We start from the raw sequence: 18,493 nt of genomic DNA, 5'->3' as shown, positions 1-18,493 counted from the left end.
CTGCGTCAGGTCCTGGGCTGCGTCAGGTCATAGACCGTCTGCCCACCGACGGTCCTCGCGGTGAAGGTGCTCTGCACCCAGGATGTGATCCCGCTGCTGCCGCGGCCGCCGAAGCCTCCGCCACCGCCGAAACCGCCACCCGAAATGTAGTAATGGATGTTGTGCTGTGCGACGTACTGTTTGAACTCGGCGAGCGTCGGTGCCGGGTCACCGCCGTTGAAGCCACCCATCGCCATAATCGCGGTACCGCTGGCAAGCTCGAGCGATCCGGCCGTCTGGGATCCCGACGTTGCCGCAACCCAGCGGTAGCCCTTCTGGCCGTTCCTCAGCAACTGGACGAGCTCGAAGTTGGCGCTCTCCCCGGCACCGAAACCAGCACCGAAACCGCCGCCGCCCTGCCCGCTGCCTGGCTGTCCGCCGGCACCGGCGCCGGGGCCAAAACCGGGGACGTTCCCGCCGCCGAAGAATTGGCTTCCCCTCGTGCCGGGGAACCCACCACCGCCGGCCGTAGCCGGCCCGGCCGTCGGGATCGCACCCATGTGCGGCGTCGAGGCGGTGTCGAGGGCGTATGCGGCCGACGGCGCTGCCAGCGCGATCGCCACAGCCGTGGCCACAGCCGTGGCCACACCCGCCACGGCGACGGTGGCCCACGGACGACCAACCAACCGACGACCGACCAGGCGAGGACCGACCAGCAGGGCGAGAGCGGCGAGAATCGCGGCGACCAGCACGACGAACCGCAACGCCGGGTACCAGCCGGGGCTGCGGTCCAGCAGCACGAACGCCCACCCGCCGGTGACCCCGACGGCGACCGCCATCAGCGTCCGGGCGACCCGAGAGTTCCGCGCCCGCCACAACGCGGTGCCACCGAAGGCCACGACGCCGGCGATTCCCGGCGCCAGCGCAACCGTGTAGTACGGGTGGATGGTGCCGCTCATATAGCTGAACACGACACCGGTGGCCAGCGTCCACGCGCCCCACAGCAGCAGGCCGGCGCGGACGCGGTCGGTGCGCGGCGCCGCACGGGTGACCCACAGCCCGCCCAGCAGGACGATCAGTGCGGCCGGCAGCAGCCAGGAGATCTGAGTACCGAACTGGCTGCCGAACATCCGGTGCCAGCCGGTCGGACCGCCGAACATCCCACCGGGACCGGCGCCACCACCGCGGCCTGCGCCACCGAACCGACCACCGGCGGGCGTCCCCTGCAGATACTGGGCGATGGCGGCCGGAAGCTGCCCACCGGCCTGACCGCCGGGGCCGCCAGCCCCACCGCCGTTTCCACTGCCGCCGAAGATCCGTCCGAGCCCGTTGTAGCCGAAGGTCAGCTCAAGGAAACTGTTGTTGGTCGAGCCGCCGATGAACGGTCGGGCATTCTTCGGCCACAACTCCACGGCCGCCACGAACCAGCCCGCGGCGACCAGCACTCCGCCGACGCCGGCCAGCAGGCCCAGCAACCGCCGGCCGATCGAGGTCGGAGCTGCCACCAGGTACACAAGCCCGAACGCCGGTACCGGCAGGAACGCCTGCATCATCTTGGTCAGGAAGGCGAACCCGACCGCCACGCCCGTCAGGGCGATCCACCGGTAGCTGCCGTCCTCGGTCGCGCGCACCACACAGTAGGCGGCGATGACCAGCAGCAACGTGAGCAGCGCGTCGGGGTTGTTGAAGCGGAACATCAGCACGGCGACCGGTGTCAGGGCCAGCATGGCGCCGGCAACAAGACCCGCGCACGGCCCGATCCAACGGCGAACCGCAAGATAGAGGATGCCCACGGACGCCACGCCCTCCAGCGCGTCCGGTACGAGCATGCTCCAGCTACTGAAGCCGAAGATCCGCCCGGACAGGGCCATGACCCACAATGACGCCGGTGGCTTGTCCACGGTGATGAAGTTCGACGAGTCGAACGACCCGAAGAACAGCGCCTTCCAGCTCTGCGTTCCGGCCTGCACCGCGGCGGCATAGAAGCTGTTTGCGTTGCCGGACGCGCCGAGCCCCCACAGGTAGAGGACCGCGGCCGTGGCCAGCAGAACGAGCAATGCCAGGCGCACCCACCAGGGGTCCGCGGCGTGCCCTCGCAACTGCCGGGGCAGGCGTATCGCGGGCGCGCCCGGCGTCGGACGCGAAGGCCCGTCCGGCGCCTGCGGCGATCCGTCCCCGCGCTGCTCGGGGAGGTCGACGTCGGGCCTGACCGACCCCCAGTCGAGGTCGCCGACGTTCGTGGTCATTGCGTGATCTCCTCGATGTGCCGATCTGGCCGACGTTCCGTTGCCGATGGCGGACGTCCCGGTGCTGGCGGTGCTGCCGTCCTCACGTAAGAGTTACCGCCGACACGACGAAGGTCGCGGGTCTGGCCGAGCCCGTGGCGGAACTACCGCCGGTGGTGCCACCACCCGAACCGCCCGACTGGTCGTCGCCGGGTACGCCGGCTGACGGAGCGCCACCGGATGCGCCGGCTGACGGAACTGAGCCCCGGAGGTCCGCCGTGCACTGTCGGAACGCCTCACGGACCGTTGAATCTGTCATGTCCGGGCGGGGCTGCCCGTTGCTGCCGTCAAGCGTGATGCCCTTGTCCTTCAGGCACGCCTGGAGTTTCTCCAGATCGATCGCAGGCCCGTTGCCGCCCCGGAACCGACCACCGCCTGGGAATCCACCACCGGGCAACCGTCCGCCCGGGAATTCACCACCGGAGAATTGACCGCCTCGGGTCCCGTAACCGGAAAGCCCGTCCGCGGGAGTCGAATCGTTCGCGGCCTGGCTGGTGCCGCCTCCCCCGCCGGCTGCGGCCATGACAGCTGCGCTGGTACCCAGCACGACGGCGAGTACCGCGACTGCGGCAATCAGGCCACCGCGCCGGCTGAGTCCTCGGCCGGCCCGCACAGCGGGCGCCACCGTCGTGGGCCGATCCGCCGACCCGCCTGTCGACCCGCCTGCCGGGTAGGGTTCGGGCCGGCCAGAGCCGACCCACCAGGGCGCGTCGGCCTGGGCCGATCCGAGGACATCCACGGACGTGGCCATGGGGACGCTGCGGATGAGCGCGGCCACGTCGGCGACCGACGACGCGGCGCCGACCAGCTGCGGCCGCGCCGCAGCCCCCAGATCCGGCGGCACATCGACACCCGGCGGGGTGACCAGCACCAGGACGGCGCCGGCGGGCCTAGCCGTGAGCGTCGCCAGCAACTCCCGCTCGTACATCGTGACGACGAGGATCATCTGTAGCGGCGATCGTGGCCGGTGCCCGAACAGGTCCGCACCGGCCGGTTCCGCCGGTTCCGCCGAACCGACTGACAGTTGATCATTTAGTTGATCATCGAGCCGTTGTCCGAAGGGTGGCTCGGCCGACGGCGTCAGGACGTCATAACCGGGTCCGAGCGCCTGGGCCAGCACGCCCGGGTCGGCGGGGAGACTCGGGCTCACCCACACGTGTGTCATGTGCATACCGTGGCGGTCGCGCCTGAGGGGAAGCTTTCGGAAACCTTGGGATGTCCTTGTGGATCGCTGTGACACACCCAGATCACGGCAGGTCACCGACCCGCGGACCCCGCCGGCCTGACACGTCGATCCGGCCGGCGGACCCGCCGACCGGTCATCATGCAAGCAGAGCCGACATCGCGATCGCGCTTGTGTCGCCCTATTCTTTCGGGACGGTCGGGCAACTCACTCAGGAAGCATGCCGTAACGTTCAGCAAGCGAACAAAAGGTTGAATTACCTCGGTTTCGACGGAGCACTACTTGCAGTAGCCTACGGTACGGCGCTACCACAACCCCATTTTCCAGGTCAACAAAAATCTCATTCCATACCTGCTCGGGGGGAGAGTTGTCAATGCTGCGTCGCCGTTGCCGTTCATATCCGATCTTGGCGAGCACGAGGTCGGCGGAAGAATCCGAGGTGAATACCCGGGAAAGAGCTAGGATAAATTCTTGCCGATCATCTTCCGAAAGCTTAATATCGTCCTGCGGACCGCACACGATTGATGGCACTGGATTCTTCGGCTTCGGCGTGCGCGGGAGGTCGGTGAACCTGTCCTCGACCAGCGCGGCAAGAGTCGCACCGATCATAGGCGCCAATCCCACGAGCTGCGCGCGAGAGCCGCTGACCACCGTGACCTGATGCTGACGGACGGACCGTGCCAACTCACCGGCATGCCGGGCGATATCGGCCCGTTCCTCCCCACGGACGCCAAGTGGGAGAATCCTGCGGATCAGTCGATCGAGGTCGCGGGCGGCGGCACCGAGTTGAGCGGCCGTCTCCCGACGTACCATCACCATGTCGAGAGTTGGATCTTTTTGGACCTGGAGAGCCAGTTCAACTGCGCGCAACAGGCCATGCACCGCGAAGAGGTCTGCGCTTCTATTATACATCCACTTCTGCGTCTGAAGCACCAGGGCCAACTCGGTGAAGAAACCCCCAACAAGAACGATCATTCCAATGGGCAACCAGAGCTCAGGCGTGACAGTCGTTGCGCCGATCCTCCATGGTTTGGCCCCAAGCATTAATCCAAGACTTCCAAGCGCCAACCCGATGGACGACAGGATAAAAACAGGCATCAACAGAAACAGCGTCCGCCATACGAGCCTGCGACGACGAGCATCGGCAGCGATGAGCTCGGCTGCAGGGAAGACCGTGCCCGATCTTGAGAGAGCAGTCGCCACCGGCTCGACTCTGGACACCGCTCTCCTGGTCGCCCACCGGCGAGTGCCGCGCGGCCGCATGCTCACCCAAGGGACAAGGGTCAACGCAGAGCCGAAAACACTCAGAGCAGTAACCATGACGAGGACGCCGAGATAAAGCAGCGTGTCGCCGGAACCAGCAGAACCCGACGATGATCCCGCAGCAGCTGGCATAACCGCGAGCACAACCAAGCCGCTCACGATATCCACCAACGAGTCATCGTGCCTCCGCCCCTGCCCGTTCCACCATTGTTCTCAACGCCGCCTTATCCGACCGTGGGGTGCCAAGAGCGTACTGCCTCGTACCACGATAGACCGCCCACGCGTTGTAGCCACAGTCCACCTCGCGATAACTCAAAATCATGAAGATCTACAACGATAATGGGCGAGGGCTGCCTTCACTGCCTGGCCGGCATGCTGGTCGGCGATGGCCTTCGCGGTCAGCCCCGCAGCGGCCGGCTGGGCCGGCGCTCAGCCGCGCCCGGCCGGGTTCAGCTCGGCCGGCTGGGCCCGGTGCTGACTCCCCCGGCGCGACCGCTTCCCGAGCGATCTCACGGCCTTTCTCGACCACTCCCGAGAACCTGGAATCCTGTACCAGCCCGGCGCTGTCCGGGAATTCCCCCACCGCACCCTCCAGCCTCATCCCGCAAGAAGCTTGAACCGGCCCTGCCGCCATTGATCGTCCCTGTTAATCGCGGAGCGAAGCCACCAGACGACCATAGCCGTCCGATCTGAACAGGTCGACCGACTGCCAGCGGCGTAGCCTTTCCGGAACCTCGCACTCCTCCAGGCGCACCGGGATCAGGAAAATCGACCCTTCAGGTTGCTCATCGGCAAGATTGAGCGCCAGCTTGATCTCCTTCTGAACGAAACCTCGGCTCGTCACCCACCGCTCGGACAGAAAAACCAGCACGACCGTCGATTGATCAATCGCCTTTCGGATCTCGTGCTCCCAGTCCTGACCCGGTCGGATATCCTCGTCGTCCAGCCATGGCGACAGCCCGTCTGCGCGCAGCTTCGAGTAAATCTCCCGAACCCGATCCTTGTCAGCCTTTGAGTGGCACAGAAAAATTCCCGACCGGTCAGCCGAACGGACGTCGTTCGGGTCGGGATCTTTCGCGCGGTCCGGCTGAGCCGGTGCCGGTGTCACCGATGGCGGGTTCGGTCCCGGCGGTGTATACGGAATATCAGGAATCTGACCTTCCGTCAGGGCGATTAGAATTTCTCGGATCATCGGTAACAGATCTACAACCTTACTGGATGGAGCAGTGAGCGCCGTGACCTGAAGTTTCCTGATGGCTTCAGCCAGTTCGTCGGCATGCTTGGCGATATCTGGACGACTCTTTCCGCGATAGTTCCCCGCCGGGCGCGTCCTGCTGATCATCCGCTTCATGTACCCGGCGGCGGCACCCAGCCGGAAAGCCACGTCCCGCCGTACTATCGTCATGTCCAGGCTGGCGTTGTCGCGAACCTTGATCAGCAGTTCCATGACTGACAGCAGACAGTCCACGGCAAAGAGATCGGAATTCTGGTTGTAGGCCCATTTCTGGATCCGGTTGACCAGGAAAATCTCGACCAAGAATCCCGCACAGAGCTCGGCTGTGACGAAGAAAGGCCAGCTGGGAACAGCTGGGTTCATCCATGGAGCCGTAACCCAGAGCTCCCACCCGGATACACTCGAGAAAAGGGCGAGCCAAATGATCAGAACGGGTAGCACGAGCATCCATTCGCGCCATGCAATTTGGCGGCGACGTGCATCAGCTGCTTTCAACTTAGCGGCGGGAAAGGCCTTTCCGTCGGTCGAGAGAACAGCTGCCACCCGATCGATCCTAAGACCCGCCTTCCTTGCCGCCCACCCACGAATGTGACCCGGTCGATAGATGATCAACGGGACCCATGCCAGCATCCAGGCAAGACCGCCAAGGTCAACAGCTACGATCATCCTACCGACCATAAACAACAGGCCGACAGCAGAGGTCAGCCCGCTGGGCACTGCCGCTGCTGACGTGACAGCAAGTGCACCGGGTCCACTTCCCGCCCACACCACCGACAACTCACCTCCCCGGGTTCCGTACCGGCGCCGTCCTCCACACCACCGCGTGCCGCCGACGGGACACCGAGACGTGCGGCGGCAACCACGGTAAATTGTGGCGAACAGGCGGTCACAACTTACCCCGGCACCTGACTGCCGGGGGTTGGCCACCCGCCAGTAAGACCGTCAACGACCCAGTGATCCCAGGGTGATTTGGAGCAAGGCCGGCCAGATCGATCAGCAGTGCCGTAAGCCGTCGCAGCCGGCGGAAGCTGAAAACAGCTCGTATTCTGCGTCACTGGTATAGTATCATCGAAAGATAGTTTCAAGATCGTACGCTACGCTTGGTAAGATCACTTAAAACGCATGAAAGTACACCCGCCCAGGCCGAGGCGCCAATCTTCTCTTCACTCGGATTGGAGTTTGATGCAGTCGCACAATGACAATTACGGACCGAGTGACTCACCACCACTGGTCGATTCCGACGCCAGCAGCGGTGAGCCGTGGGACGACTCTCCGGCTCAGGGGCCCGAAGTGCCCAGTCAGGAGGACACGGAGGCGACAAGCCAAGTGCCTTTCGACGCGCCCTTTCTCGTTGATGCTTTTGAGCAGTTACGAGGCTCGGTCGAAAAAATGTACGCCGTCGTCGACCGACAGGCAGGATTGATCGACAAGCTACACGAAGAAAACGAACGCCTGCGGCGCGGCGAATTCGACCGCATGCTCGATCCGATCGTGCGGGATCTCATTGCACTCTCCGATACGTGTCTCCGCACTGCACAGGCGTGGCTGGCCAGATCGTCGACCACACCGGCGGATACCGCACAGGTACTCGATAACGTCGCCGGCGACCTGACCTTGATCCTGGAGCGGCAGGGCATCGAAGTGTACGAACCCGCGGCGGGTACGCCCTTCGACCGGAAGCAGCAGCGATCCGTACGCACGGAAACCACATCCGACGAAGCCAACGGCGGGATGGTCGCAGCTACGCTCCGACCCGGGTACCGAAACGGGGCACGCACACTCCGGTTCGCTGATGTGGTGGTTTGGAAACACGTCCCGGCTGAGGCGAGCTCCGAACAGTGGGCATGACCGTGTGAAACACATCCCACGGTCATGTTCACAGCGTGGGGGGTCTCGTCGCGAGCCACGCAATTAACAGGATAGACATCGCAAGCACTGCCGTACTCGTCAAGATGAGCAGTATTCCCGCCGTCTGGCGTCCGCGTACGATGATCCGGGGAATATCATTCACTGCTTCTTCCTCCGTCCTTGTGTCGTGAGCAGCCACGACACGGGGTCGCTCGGGTCGTCGTTCCGGAATTTCGTGCCGGTCCGTCCACTGGTGTGTTCCTGAACGACGAAGGCGTCCAGAGCGCTGATCGCAAAATAGTTATGCTCGCCGAAGGTGCTTTCGATGTTTGCCACCAGGCTGCGTTGGCCGGCAGTCGTGATAAGCCAGTCGCGCACCGCTGTGGACCGTTCCTCGCGGGCGGGTTCTCTACCCGCAGTATTGACGAGCGTCTCGTACGGATGGGGGTAGTCGTCCAGACCGACCAACGCGTCGGTCTTGGTGATGGTAACCGCGACCGCAAGGTTCAGGTGACGATCGACCTTAGCCCGGCGATGTTCCCGGAGACTCTGCACTACGCGCCCGAACACCTGTTCTGGCTCAACAACCGACGGATGAACGGCGGACAAGACTGCCGTGCCCGCGGCGCTGCGTACGTCGGGAAACGCGAACGGATCGATCACGAAGACAATGCCGTGGGTGAAGCCAAGGAAGTGAAAACCTGCGAGCCCACCGCGCACCTCCTTGTGCTCGAACTTCTCACCCGCGGCGTCGTAGAAGTACAAAAGCCGACGCCTTGTCGATCCCGTGGGACCCACATAGACGTTGTAGGCGCGCGGGCGAGCCACTGCCTGCGTCGCAGCGATCGCCTGCAGGGAGCCCGCTTCCAGCGCGGAGCGTGCCCGGGCGAACTCTTCTTTCGCCCGTTGGTCCGCGAACTCGAAGCCGAATCCTTTTTCCCCAGCGCGGACACGGGCTTCCATACGCGCCATCACCGACATCATGAAAACAGTCTTCCCGGCCCGTCGGCCCGCTACTACCGGGACATGAAAAGTCGGCGCTGTCATGCCTTTCACCGGCAGCTGCTGGTTGCATTTGTTGCAGTAAGCTGGAAGCTTCCATTTTCCGCCCATCAGCAGGGTGGGCAAAATCTGGCCACACCGGCACAGTCGATGGAAGACGCCGAGGGAACCGGGCACGAGCTTGCGGTGCAGACCGGGTGTCTCCGGCCGACACGATGGGCAGGAATAAACCGGGGAGGTGACCCTGCGGTGACATGTCTGGCATTCGAGGGTGATTCCGCGTATACCCAGCATAGTATGCTCGATCACCCGCATCACTCCGGCCACGAGCAGCGACCCGGCAATGGTGAGAGTGAGTACGACCAGGTAGAAGACAGACACCAAGGCCACGACCGCGGCCGCTACGGCGAAACCGATCACGATACCGGCAAGAGCACCGAAGAACGGGCCGGCTCCAAGAATTCGCACCGGTGTCGGGTAGGGCCGTTGACGGGTTTCGAGAATGCGGCTCAGTAAGGGCGTCGGCGGCAGACGCCCCCCGTTCCGGGATTGGGTCGGACCGCCGAAAATCCGCTGCTGACCTTGCTCCGAGGCGTCCCGGAGAACAAAGAAATAATCGTAGAAGACTGGGCCGAAATAGTAGGAGCGATAGGCAGGTTCACGGGTCTGCGGCTCGCCCGAAGCAAGTGGCGGGGGCGGCAGAATATTAATGTTACCGATGGACCCGGCGCCTCGGTATACCGTGTGTGCAGCGACACAGAATTCGATCCAGAAAATCGAGGCTGCTAGTCCAGCGGCTCCTAGAAAAGCGAATGGTGCCAGCAGCGTGAATGACAGGTAAAGACCTACTATCGCAGCAGAGAGCATAAAGATGTAGTAAATGACAACCTCCCCCTCACGACTGATGCCCAGTCGTCATTTTTCGCCCGACCGGCGTCGGATCCGGCCGAAGATCGATCTCAGGTTGGATGCCCGCCAGTGTGCCCACCAACTCGCCCAGTCATTTCGCCAGGTCGGGTCGAGCGCATAGTCGAGCCGGTGCAGACGGCGCGAGAGCGCTCCCATCTTGATCCCAACCTGGTCGAGGTCGCGCTTGCGCCACCGGGCTATTCCCCTACGCAGGGTCTGATCCATCAGTTTCACACCGAATTCATTCTTCTGGGAAAACGCGAGCCAAACCGGGATGATGAGAGCGAGGTCGGCCGGGGTACCCGAGTCGACTGCCACCGCGGCCCGGCGAGAATAGGCGGTGCAGAATTTTCCACCGCCCTTCTTTTCAAGCTCTGTGAGGTTCTGCAGGTGGTATTCGGCATCACCCACGTGCAGCAGCCAGTCCGCGATTGCGTCGAGCAGCCAGCCGCCGACTGCCTGGACCGTCCGCGGGTAGAGCTCCACAGCCGCGACCGCGGCGGTGGAGCTCTTCTTCGATGGCGACGGCCCCGTGCGGAAATGGGCGCCGTACTGGATGGCCAGGACAGTGTGCTGCGGCCCGGTACCGAGGTCTTTCAGGAGGAATGCATCATGCTGCGCGAGGCGCGTTGCCAGCGCGCAGTCATGTTCAGTGAGACCATCGGCACTCTCTGCATCATTGACTAGCAGCTGATAGAAACTGTCGGGCAGTTTCGTCGCCGCCACGGTGTCAATATCGAGGATGTCTAGAAGGTCCAGTGCCTCCTGCGGAGTCGGCAGCGAGTCCGGCCAGAGGATATCGGTAAAGAGTTTGACAAGGGATGCGGACGGTTCGCCGTGCGTGGCACCCAACGCGTTCCGGAAAGCTTCAACCTTGTCACCACCGCCGATGTGTGCACGCACCAACGCAACCGCGATGTGGACCCGCGACGACCGCGGTGCAACCCGCGCGAGGAAGTCCGCTGCGGCTGCCGGCATTGACCGCACTACCGTTGCCAGGGCTTCGTCGTCCGAACTGATATGACGTTCAAGCGCCGCGACGAGGCGGGCGGCGAGCTCGCCGTGTGCGAGGTGAGCGGCAATCTCGTCCCACGCTTCGGGCGAACCGGAGCGGGCGAGCACAGGTCCGATCGCATCAGCTATCCGTGCCTGTTCCGCGGCCGAGCATGATCCGACAACGAAAACGACGACCCGCACCAGAGCGAGGATGCTCGGGTTGGCGGAGCTACTTAGTTGGCCATGCAACCAGTTGGAGACGACTGTCTCGAGAGACGCCCGGGTCAGATCGGGCAGCCACAGATCGTCGGACGCCTGCCCGGCGACGACCGAGTTCAGGACTGCGCGCAGGTAGATGGCCTCGATAGCCTGCTGCGGCAACTCGCCCGCCTGCGATGTCTGCCGCAGCAGGCGGGACCAGCGTGCCAGCTCCCCGAAGGGTGCTCCAGCGAGAGCCGCAGCCTCAGCGCGTGTCCACACATCAGCCTGGTACGCAGCGGGAAAGCGCCGCAGGAGAAATTCGACAGCGTCGGCTAAATTCGTGTTCACGGGATAACCGGCGAGCATATGCCAGCCGTCGATGAACACGTCGAGCTCATCGGAAGCAATGGGCGGGGTAGCACGTCCGGCGTGTTCGACGATTGCCAGGACATCGGTGGCGGACGCCCGCCAGACAGCAGTAAGGGCAGCGGCGTACCTGCTGGCGCCCGTCCGGGGATCGTCGTCGATCGGACCAGGGCCAGTCAGGTCGATGAGTACGTGCGGGTCGTACGGACTCGGGATGACCGTCACGTCCGGGGTGGTGGCGACGAGTAGGAACTCCCCGCCGGTGGGTACGGCGGCAAATGTCGAGAAGGAGATGTCCCGCGCGAGGCCTTGGGGCAGTGAGCGAACCACAGCGCCGATCCAACGAGCTGCGTCCCGCGAACTCGGAGTAACGACGATCACCCGCCGGCCGCCAGGCAGCAGAGCGTTCGTAACGGCGTCGAGTAGCGCTCCGAAGATGTCGAGCCGGCGGCCGATGAGCAGGAAATTCCGTAGCTGCTCAGGCTCGGCGAAACCGCTCGGCGTAAGACCCCCGACGTTGGGCAGGGTGCCTGATGCCGGTGACGTCTGGACCCATAGCCGAGATTCCCAGAGTTCGATGGGTAACAGCCCACCCAACTCCGCGGGATCGTCGAGGACGAGGGCGTGGGCGAAGTAATTCCCCTGCCGACCGGTGAAGTCGGTCCCCACGTAGACGCTACGAAAGACAACCGTACCGGCATTCGACGCGATGTAACCGAAGCTGACCGGGCACCGCCGGATCTCCTCGACAGTGGGCTCGAGGGGAAATCTCGGCGGCACGTGGTAGGCGCTGAGCTGGATCGCCAGGTCCTCCAGGCGTTCGGGGATACCGGACGTCGCAGCGCTTATCTGGAATCCCTGGATACCGTCACGGCCTGTTTCACACGACGTGTAATGGAGCTGATGGATCATATCTTCGCCTCCCCGGGCCGAACGAAGCCGAAGCGGTTGAGCAGCCACAACATGGGATCCTCGACCCGCAGCGGGCGAATTCCCGAGGGTGAGATACGACCCTCGGCGGGAGGTGCCGTACCGAGCGCCGACATACCGAAGAACCGGTAAACGGAAAAACTCGCCTCGATGCTGTCAATAAATCCTTCGCCGTACCACTTCTGAATCCACGCCCGCACTTCCTCGTGCACCAACTGACCGTCGGCCTCATCGTAGTAGCCCGCATGCTCGGCCTGGCGGCGCAGCGACGACTGATCCGGAAGGATATCGGTAAGAGTATCGATCTTTGACAGGACGACTGCCAGCGGTGTATCGACACGTTTACCCGGTCCCAATTTCCGTTGCTCTCGCAGCAACGCCCCCAGCCGCTCGAGGACATCTACCTGACGCGTCGCGCCACGCGGGTAGACGGTCGTGCTGACCGAGTCCCGGACGTTCGGCATCTGCAGCGGGTCAACAATCATTATGATGCCGGCGGCGGCGTCAAGGTAGCGCGCCAGCCGGCTCATGAATCTGGCCTCAAGGACATCCTCGCCGGAGGTGTCGAGAAAGACCATCATGGCGATCGCCATACGGTCACTCCATCGGCGCGCGGCGCCAGGAAACTTGAGCGTGAACAGCAGCGGATCCAGCCGCTTACTCCGGCGGATCGAGGCAGTCATCTCCAGCGTGACGCCACGTTCGAACATGGGAACTCGAAATACCTGGTCGTAATGGGCGCGGGACGCGTCGCCCACGAACTCGACAGCCATCCCGTTGAAGGCCGATCCGACGCGGTTCTTCAACTCCCGCACGAGGACCCCGACATACACGCTTTTCCCCGATCCGGACGCGCCGATCAAGGCGATCGGCCTGCTACCGGCGGCGGTCACGACGTAGTCATATTCAAGATCGTTATGACAGTGGGGGCACAGGTGGGTACGCTGCGCAATTTTCCCGTGCGGACACAAATCCTTCTTACGGGTTGTGGGCGTGAACACCTTCGGCAGCGAAATGGTCCGGTTCTCCTGGCCACGGAACCGGGAGAGCTCGACGTCGGGCTCCTCGCCGCATTCTTCCGGACAGCGCCGGCACAGGCTTTTCAACGGCACCGCCTCAAAGCAGAATGGGCAGTTCAGTTGGGCCATGGCTTCCCCCATCGGCACATCTCGTCTTGTTCCACTATCCGATTTCCAGGTTCCGGGGATCAGCCGGAACCAACTCGACGGTCCCGATCCCGGCCTCGGCCGGAAATACCCGTAGAACGATCGGGCGCGGCGTGTTCCTGAACTGGTCGAGGTCGAACTCCTGCTCGATACGGGCGGCGCCGTCCGCAGCCGCGACGGCATCGGCAACTCGGTCACCGTCGGACGCATCCAGCGGCGCGAGACGCGACCGCGCGACAAGCCGGACAGGGGGCAGGCTGCTCCCGTCAACGGATTCCACGATCAGGCGGTAACGTCGCGAACCGCGCGCACCGATCCGCCTGCCAAGTGGCTGGACGTCATAGCGTGCGCGGCCGCGAACACGCTCCTGAACGACGGCGGGCGGGCCGTAGACCGGCGTTCCGGACGCGTGTGCGGCGGCGCAGACGATGAAGGTGTGGTTACCAGACGCCAATGGCACTTCGACCCCGCGTTGTGCGTAGGTGGCGAGGGTATACCGGCGGTAGGTTGCGCCACTGTCGTCCAGGCCTGTGGGCGCACCACCCCGCTTCCAACCGACCACCACCTCCGGAGCGCCCTTAGGCCACTGCCAGGTCAGCCGGACTGTCGGGCCGAGCCGGACCGCACGCAACCCAAGCACCGGCGGGAGGCGGGTATCCATCTCGCACGCCTGACCCACAGCAATTAGATCATCCAGGACGGTGAGAGGCAGCAGCCAGTACTGACGTCCGTCGCTCGGGACAGCGGCGTGCAGCTCACCGGGGCCGCTCGACAGCACCGATGTCAGCTCGTTTCCAGCCGATCGAAGCGATGTCGTTGCCACGACGGAGCCCGGTCGCAGGTCGGGACGACGATCGAAGACTCTGACCTGGACGGTACCCCGCGCCGGCGGCGTCCAGCTCACGACGAGTGTCTCGCCGTCCTGCCCCACCGCGAGATCGCGAACCGGGTCCGGCCTCGACTGGGTTCTGGCAAAGCCGCTCCGGCCGTCGCTTGCCCTGACCTCGCCGTCGGGTAGCCGATACTCAGCCGCTACGCGGTACTCGTAGGCAAGGTCAGGTCGCACGTCGACATCGCGGAAGCTCGTCGAACCCGCGGTGATCCGCGTTGCGGCGGCGCCATCGTTCGATCGGGTGACCCGCGCGCTGTGGGCCCCGTCGGGCAGCCGCCATAGCCCCTCGACGAGGCCCTCGCCGCCGCGGATCTCCAGACCGGTGACCTCCCGAAGGATGACGACGCCCTGGTCGGTGCAGGCGCCTTCAGCCGAGGGGTTCCCATCGCGTAGCGTATAGACAGTGTAGAAAAGGCGCTGCCCGGCCGGCGGGTCGGCGTCGACCGCCTCCGTCTCGGCCACATCTTCGGCCATCGGCGTGCCCGCCGCCCAGCTCGGCGGTGACCCGACACCGCGCAGGACGCGGTATGTAATGGTCCCGATTTTGGCGTCGCCGGGAGACCAGCGCACAAGCACACGCCCCTCGTGCACGGTCGCACCCACCTGGCGCGGTGGCGCCGGTCGGCAGCGGCGTACCGCCTCGTCGACATCGGGCTCGTGACTGATCTTGGCTATCTGCTGGTATTCACCTACTGCTGCCTCTGGATCGCTGTCTTCCAACGCCCGGGCGTGGGCCAGCCGCTCATCGATTTCGGCCACCTGGTGGCGCAGGTGATCTCGCTGCTTATCGTCACCCGGTTGCAGGTGGGGCTGCGCGTCCAACAACGCCAGGGCCCCGCGCAGGTCGCGAGCTGCGAGGCAACCCTCGTAGGCGATCCGCCATGAGGCCACCGAGGACGTCGGTGCGAAACGGACCACGCAGACGATCGCATACGCCAGATCGTCGGGGTTGTCCGGCAGGTCGAGCTCTCGCAGATGGCCCGCAACGTCACTGGATCGGATGAGCGTCTGCACGGCCGCCTGCCCGAACGCCATGGCCTCGGTGAGTTGGCCGACCAGCTCGGCCCGTAACTGGCCGACCAGTTGATCCTCCCGCTGCCACGTCTTGACCCGCCCGAGGACCGTGGTCTCGGCGGTCAACGCCTCTCCGCTCGCTGTCTTGCTCAGCGCGGTCTTCCGGTCGGCCAGCTGAGCGGGCGTGACCGCCAAGGCAGGGAAACGCGCGAGCAGGTAGCTCCGGAGGGTTGCCTGGTCGAGCAGACCCAGGGCTCCACGCAGTTCCGACCATTCGCGAGGCAGCTCTCTGGACGCCGGCAGTGCGACCGGGTCGCGAATCGACAGGCGCAGCCCAACGAGTATCTCCGTGACCTCATCCATGGTGAAGCGGCCGGCGAACCGCTCCACCAGCGACGCGACGAAGGTCGCCGGCACGGCTGGGAGATCTTTCAGTTCGCCCCGCAGCACCGCAGCCAGAAAGCGTCGATTGGTCACCACCTGACTGCGGTGCGCAGCCCGTGCATCATCGTGCCGCAGCGTCTCTGTGGCAGCCTTGTGACGGTGTTTCAGGATCCTCGCGGCTACCGTGTAATGACCCTTGATCGTGTTCTTGTTGATCGCACGTTGAACCGCATCCGCCGCAACCGTGATTGTTTCCTCGTCATCCGTGTCGATAGGCAGCAGATAACAGCGAAAGAGATTGTCGGCCGGGTCCCAGCCGTGGCTGACCGGCCGAAGCACATCCTCCTCGAAACGCGCCGCGTCGAACGACCACGGTCTGGCCACCACCGCGTCCTCCTGCCTGGTTGTTCCTGCCGCCTCAGCACCACATTTATTTAATGATCTTGGGGAGAGGCTTGGCGAGCTCCGCTGCCGGCGCCTCCCCGGCAACCTTCAGTTCGATGTGCAGCTCCCGATTACTGGGGCCCACCGCGTGCACCCGCAGAATCGACTCGTCGCCGAGTGAGAACGTGACCTTCAACGGTTGGCCTGCGGGCTTGTTCGGAGGAAGTCCACTGAGCTCGGCCTCGGTCAGCACCTTGTTGACCGCGACGTCGTCGTTGAGGATGTCGGTGGCGGACTCGTAGATGGCCACGTCCACCGCGGTCTGGTTGTCGAAGAGCGTCCTGTAATCGTCCTTGTGCTCCGCCGGCAACGGATCATTGGGCCGGATGTGCCAGGATATATACCCATCTGTGTCGGACTGACTCCGGAACGTCCTGACCCCATAGCCTCTTGAGGTGATGTTGACGATGCGTGGCAGCGCACCGCCGAGAAACCCACCGGGCTCGCGGGCAAGCGGTTCGTCGGAACCGTACATTTCGTTGACCTTGCTGGCCGCGAACAGCGCGGCCCCTTTGGCAACGATCTGGTCGGGATCCTGGAGTTTCGGGTCGGGTAGATCGGGAAAGCGTCGGCGCAGCCGCTCGGCAAGCTTGGTCCCGATGATCGGAACCCTCGACATCCCGCCGACAAGGATCGCCTCGTCGATACGCGCCACACCCTTGTCACGAGCGGCATCGAGAACCAGATCAGTATAGTTCAGCGTCCGTTCAACGAGATCCTCGGTGAGTTCCTCGAACTCCTCACGCGTGACGTCGAATTTTGCCCGTACGGTATTCGCGGTCACACTCATTCCGTACTTCGCACGCCGGGACAGGTCCTGCTTGGCGGCTTCGGCCTGGAGGATAAGATCGCCGACGGCATCCGTATCCGTACGCGGGTCCCCGGCTTCAGGGCACTGCTCCTCGAACTTCTCAAGAAACAGGTCGATGAGCTTCTTGTCCCAGTCGGCCCCGCCGAGCTCGCGGTCGCCGCCGGTGGCAATGGCACGGATCTCCGCCGGGGACACCTTGATGACCGTGACGTCAAAGGTACCGCCACCGAGGTCATAGACCAGTACGGTCCGCTCGCTGCCCTGGTTGAGCAGGCCGTACGCGATGGCTGCCGCGGTAGGTTCGTTGATGATACTCAGGACATTCAGGCCCGCCTGCTCGCCGGCCTTCCGGGTCGCCTCGCGCTCGGCGCCCCCGAAATAGGCCGGGACAGTGATGACGACGTCGGCGAGCTGCCCGTTCGTCGACTGCTCGACGTCAAGGGCAGCAAGCGCGTCCTCTACTATGGACTTGAGGATCAGCGAGGAGATCTGCTGTGGGTAGAAATCCCGGCCGTCGATCTCAAGGAAAAAGTCGGCCTCGCCCATGTGCCGCTTGATGTGCTGCACCACCCGGTCAGAGTCACGGTGCAGCTCATTCTTGGCCGGTTTGCCGACCACGATGCTGTCACGATCCTCGAAGTAGACGACCGACGGCGTCGTGTACTCCCCCATGCCGTTCTGCAAGGCGACCGGCTTGCCGTACTCGTCGAGGTGTGCCACACACGAGTAGGTCGTGCCGAGGTCGATACCAAGCGTGGGGCGGTCCGCCATCGTTCACCTTCCAGGTTGTTGATCCGTCAGTAGGCCGCCAGCAACCCGCTCTGATCAGGGCGGCCGGTGGGGTCAGCGGCGATCGGTGTCGCTTTCGCCATCGTCAAACAGGAACGACGGAGAGATCCGGCGCTTCCCTCTGATCGGTGACGGTGTCACCCCGTCGGGCTCCAGATCGCGCGAGGGCGACGAGTTGGCCGGCGGCGGGTCGTCGATGCCGATCGTGGGGTCCGCCAAGGAGCCGACGGTCTTCTCCGTCACCCGCGGTGTCGGGAGTGCCGGTTGAAGAGCCCGGCCGGCCCGTTGCCGACTGAGTAGCAGGCCGGCGACCAGCAGAACAGCGAGCGCGCCCAACATCCCGCCAATCACCTTGGCGAGCGGGAATGAACCGCCTTCGGGCTGAGGAAGTGCAGCGACCGGTATACCACAGGATTTACTTGCAATCTGGTAAAGCTGTCGGAGCAGGTTGTCCGCACTGGAGGTGAAGTAGTCGTCGCCCTCCACGTATCCCGACACCCGGGCGATGTTTACCGCAGCGCCGGCCCGGAGGTCCACGCCTACCGCGACAATGCGAACGCCATCGCCCCGGATCCTGTCCGCAGTTTGTGCAGCGGCGCCCAAGGAGTCTGGCATTCCGTCAGTGACCAACACGATCACATCTGGCCGGAGTGTCCCTGCCAACGTGAGTGCCGCATCCCAGTTAGTGCTTCCGCCGGACGCGCTGAGACGGTTGATCGCTTCCTTCACCCGAGAACGACCGCCGTCGCCGCCAACATCGGTCGGCGGGACCGCCACGCTGGCTGTGGATTCGAAAG

At 64.3% G+C, this 18,493-nt stretch carries 11 protein-coding genes; 1 reads left to right on the top strand and 10 read right to left on the bottom strand.

The window, feature by feature from the left end:
• Positions 1-5: 5 nt before the first annotated feature.
• From U9983_RS04455 to U9983_RS04440, 4 genes are all read right to left on the bottom strand, one after another.
• Entirely contained in the window at positions 6-2,225 is a 2,220-nt protein-coding gene (locus U9983_RS04455) for a glycosyltransferase family 39 protein (RefSeq protein ID WP_322752798.1), read from the bottom strand.
• Between the two features lie 82 nt (positions 2,226-2,307).
• On the bottom strand, positions 2,308-3,429 hold the full coding sequence (locus U9983_RS04450; RefSeq protein WP_322752797.1) for a hypothetical protein: 1,122 nt from the start codon (positions 3,427-3,429) through the stop codon (positions 2,308-2,310).
• A 225-nt stretch (positions 3,430-3,654) separates the two neighbouring features.
• Positions 3,655-4,878, bottom strand: coding sequence for an effector-associated domain EAD1-containing protein (locus U9983_RS04445; RefSeq protein WP_322752796.1), 1,224 nt, complete (start codon positions 4,876-4,878; stop codon positions 3,655-3,657).
• Positions 4,879-5,356: 478 nt separating this feature from the next.
• Positions 5,357-6,610, bottom strand: a complete 1,254-nt coding sequence (locus tag U9983_RS04440; RefSeq protein ID WP_322752795.1) for a toll/interleukin-1 receptor domain-containing protein — start codon at positions 6,608-6,610, stop codon at positions 5,357-5,359.
• Positions 6,611-7,234: 624 nt separating this feature from the next.
• Here U9983_RS04440 and grpE point away from each other — a divergent pair.
• Complete coding sequence (grpE, locus tag U9983_RS04435; protein WP_322752794.1) at positions 7,235-7,792, top strand: nucleotide exchange factor GrpE; 558 nt, start codon at positions 7,235-7,237, stop codon at positions 7,790-7,792.
• Between the two features lie 159 nt (positions 7,793-7,951).
• Here the strand turns inward: grpE and U9983_RS04430 are convergent, their stop codons facing one another.
• From U9983_RS04430 to U9983_RS04405, 6 genes are all read right to left on the bottom strand, one after another.
• Positions 7,952-9,661: a TRAFAC clade GTPase domain-containing protein gene (locus tag U9983_RS04430; RefSeq protein ID WP_322752793.1), complete on the bottom strand. Its 1,710-nt coding sequence runs from the start codon at positions 9,659-9,661 to the stop codon at positions 7,952-7,954.
• Positions 9,662-9,709: 48 nt separating this feature from the next.
• The gene (locus U9983_RS04425) at positions 9,710-12,178 is read right to left on the bottom strand and encodes a hypothetical protein (RefSeq protein WP_322752792.1); all 2,469 of its coding nucleotides are present in this window, start codon (positions 12,176-12,178) and stop codon (positions 9,710-9,712) included.
• Positions 12,175-13,356, bottom strand: a complete 1,182-nt coding sequence (locus tag U9983_RS04420) for a TRAFAC clade GTPase domain-containing protein (RefSeq protein WP_322752791.1) — start codon at positions 13,354-13,356, stop codon at positions 12,175-12,177. The genes U9983_RS04425 and U9983_RS04420 overlap by 4 nt, the downstream gene beginning before the upstream one ends.
• 22 nt (positions 13,357-13,378) lie before the next feature.
• Complete coding sequence (locus U9983_RS04415) at positions 13,379-16,039, bottom strand: hypothetical protein (protein WP_322752790.1); 2,661 nt, start codon at positions 16,037-16,039, stop codon at positions 13,379-13,381.
• 43 nt (positions 16,040-16,082) lie between these two features.
• Positions 16,083-17,678 (bottom strand): Hsp70 family protein, encoded by a 1,596-nt coding sequence (locus U9983_RS04410; RefSeq protein ID WP_322752789.1) that lies wholly within the window; start codon positions 17,676-17,678, stop codon positions 16,083-16,085.
• A 72-nt stretch (positions 17,679-17,750) separates the two neighbouring features.
• The coding region (locus U9983_RS04405) for a vWA domain-containing protein (RefSeq protein WP_322752788.1) at positions 17,751-18,493 on the bottom strand (743 nt) is incomplete at its 5' end.

The organism is Protofrankia sp. Cas3, assembly GCF_963555955.1.
Classification (GTDB): domain Bacteria; phylum Actinomycetota; class Actinomycetes; order Frankiales; family Frankiaceae; genus Protofrankia.
Note: the sequence above shows the minus strand (reverse complement) of the source record. Positions and strands in the feature narration are given on the sequence as shown.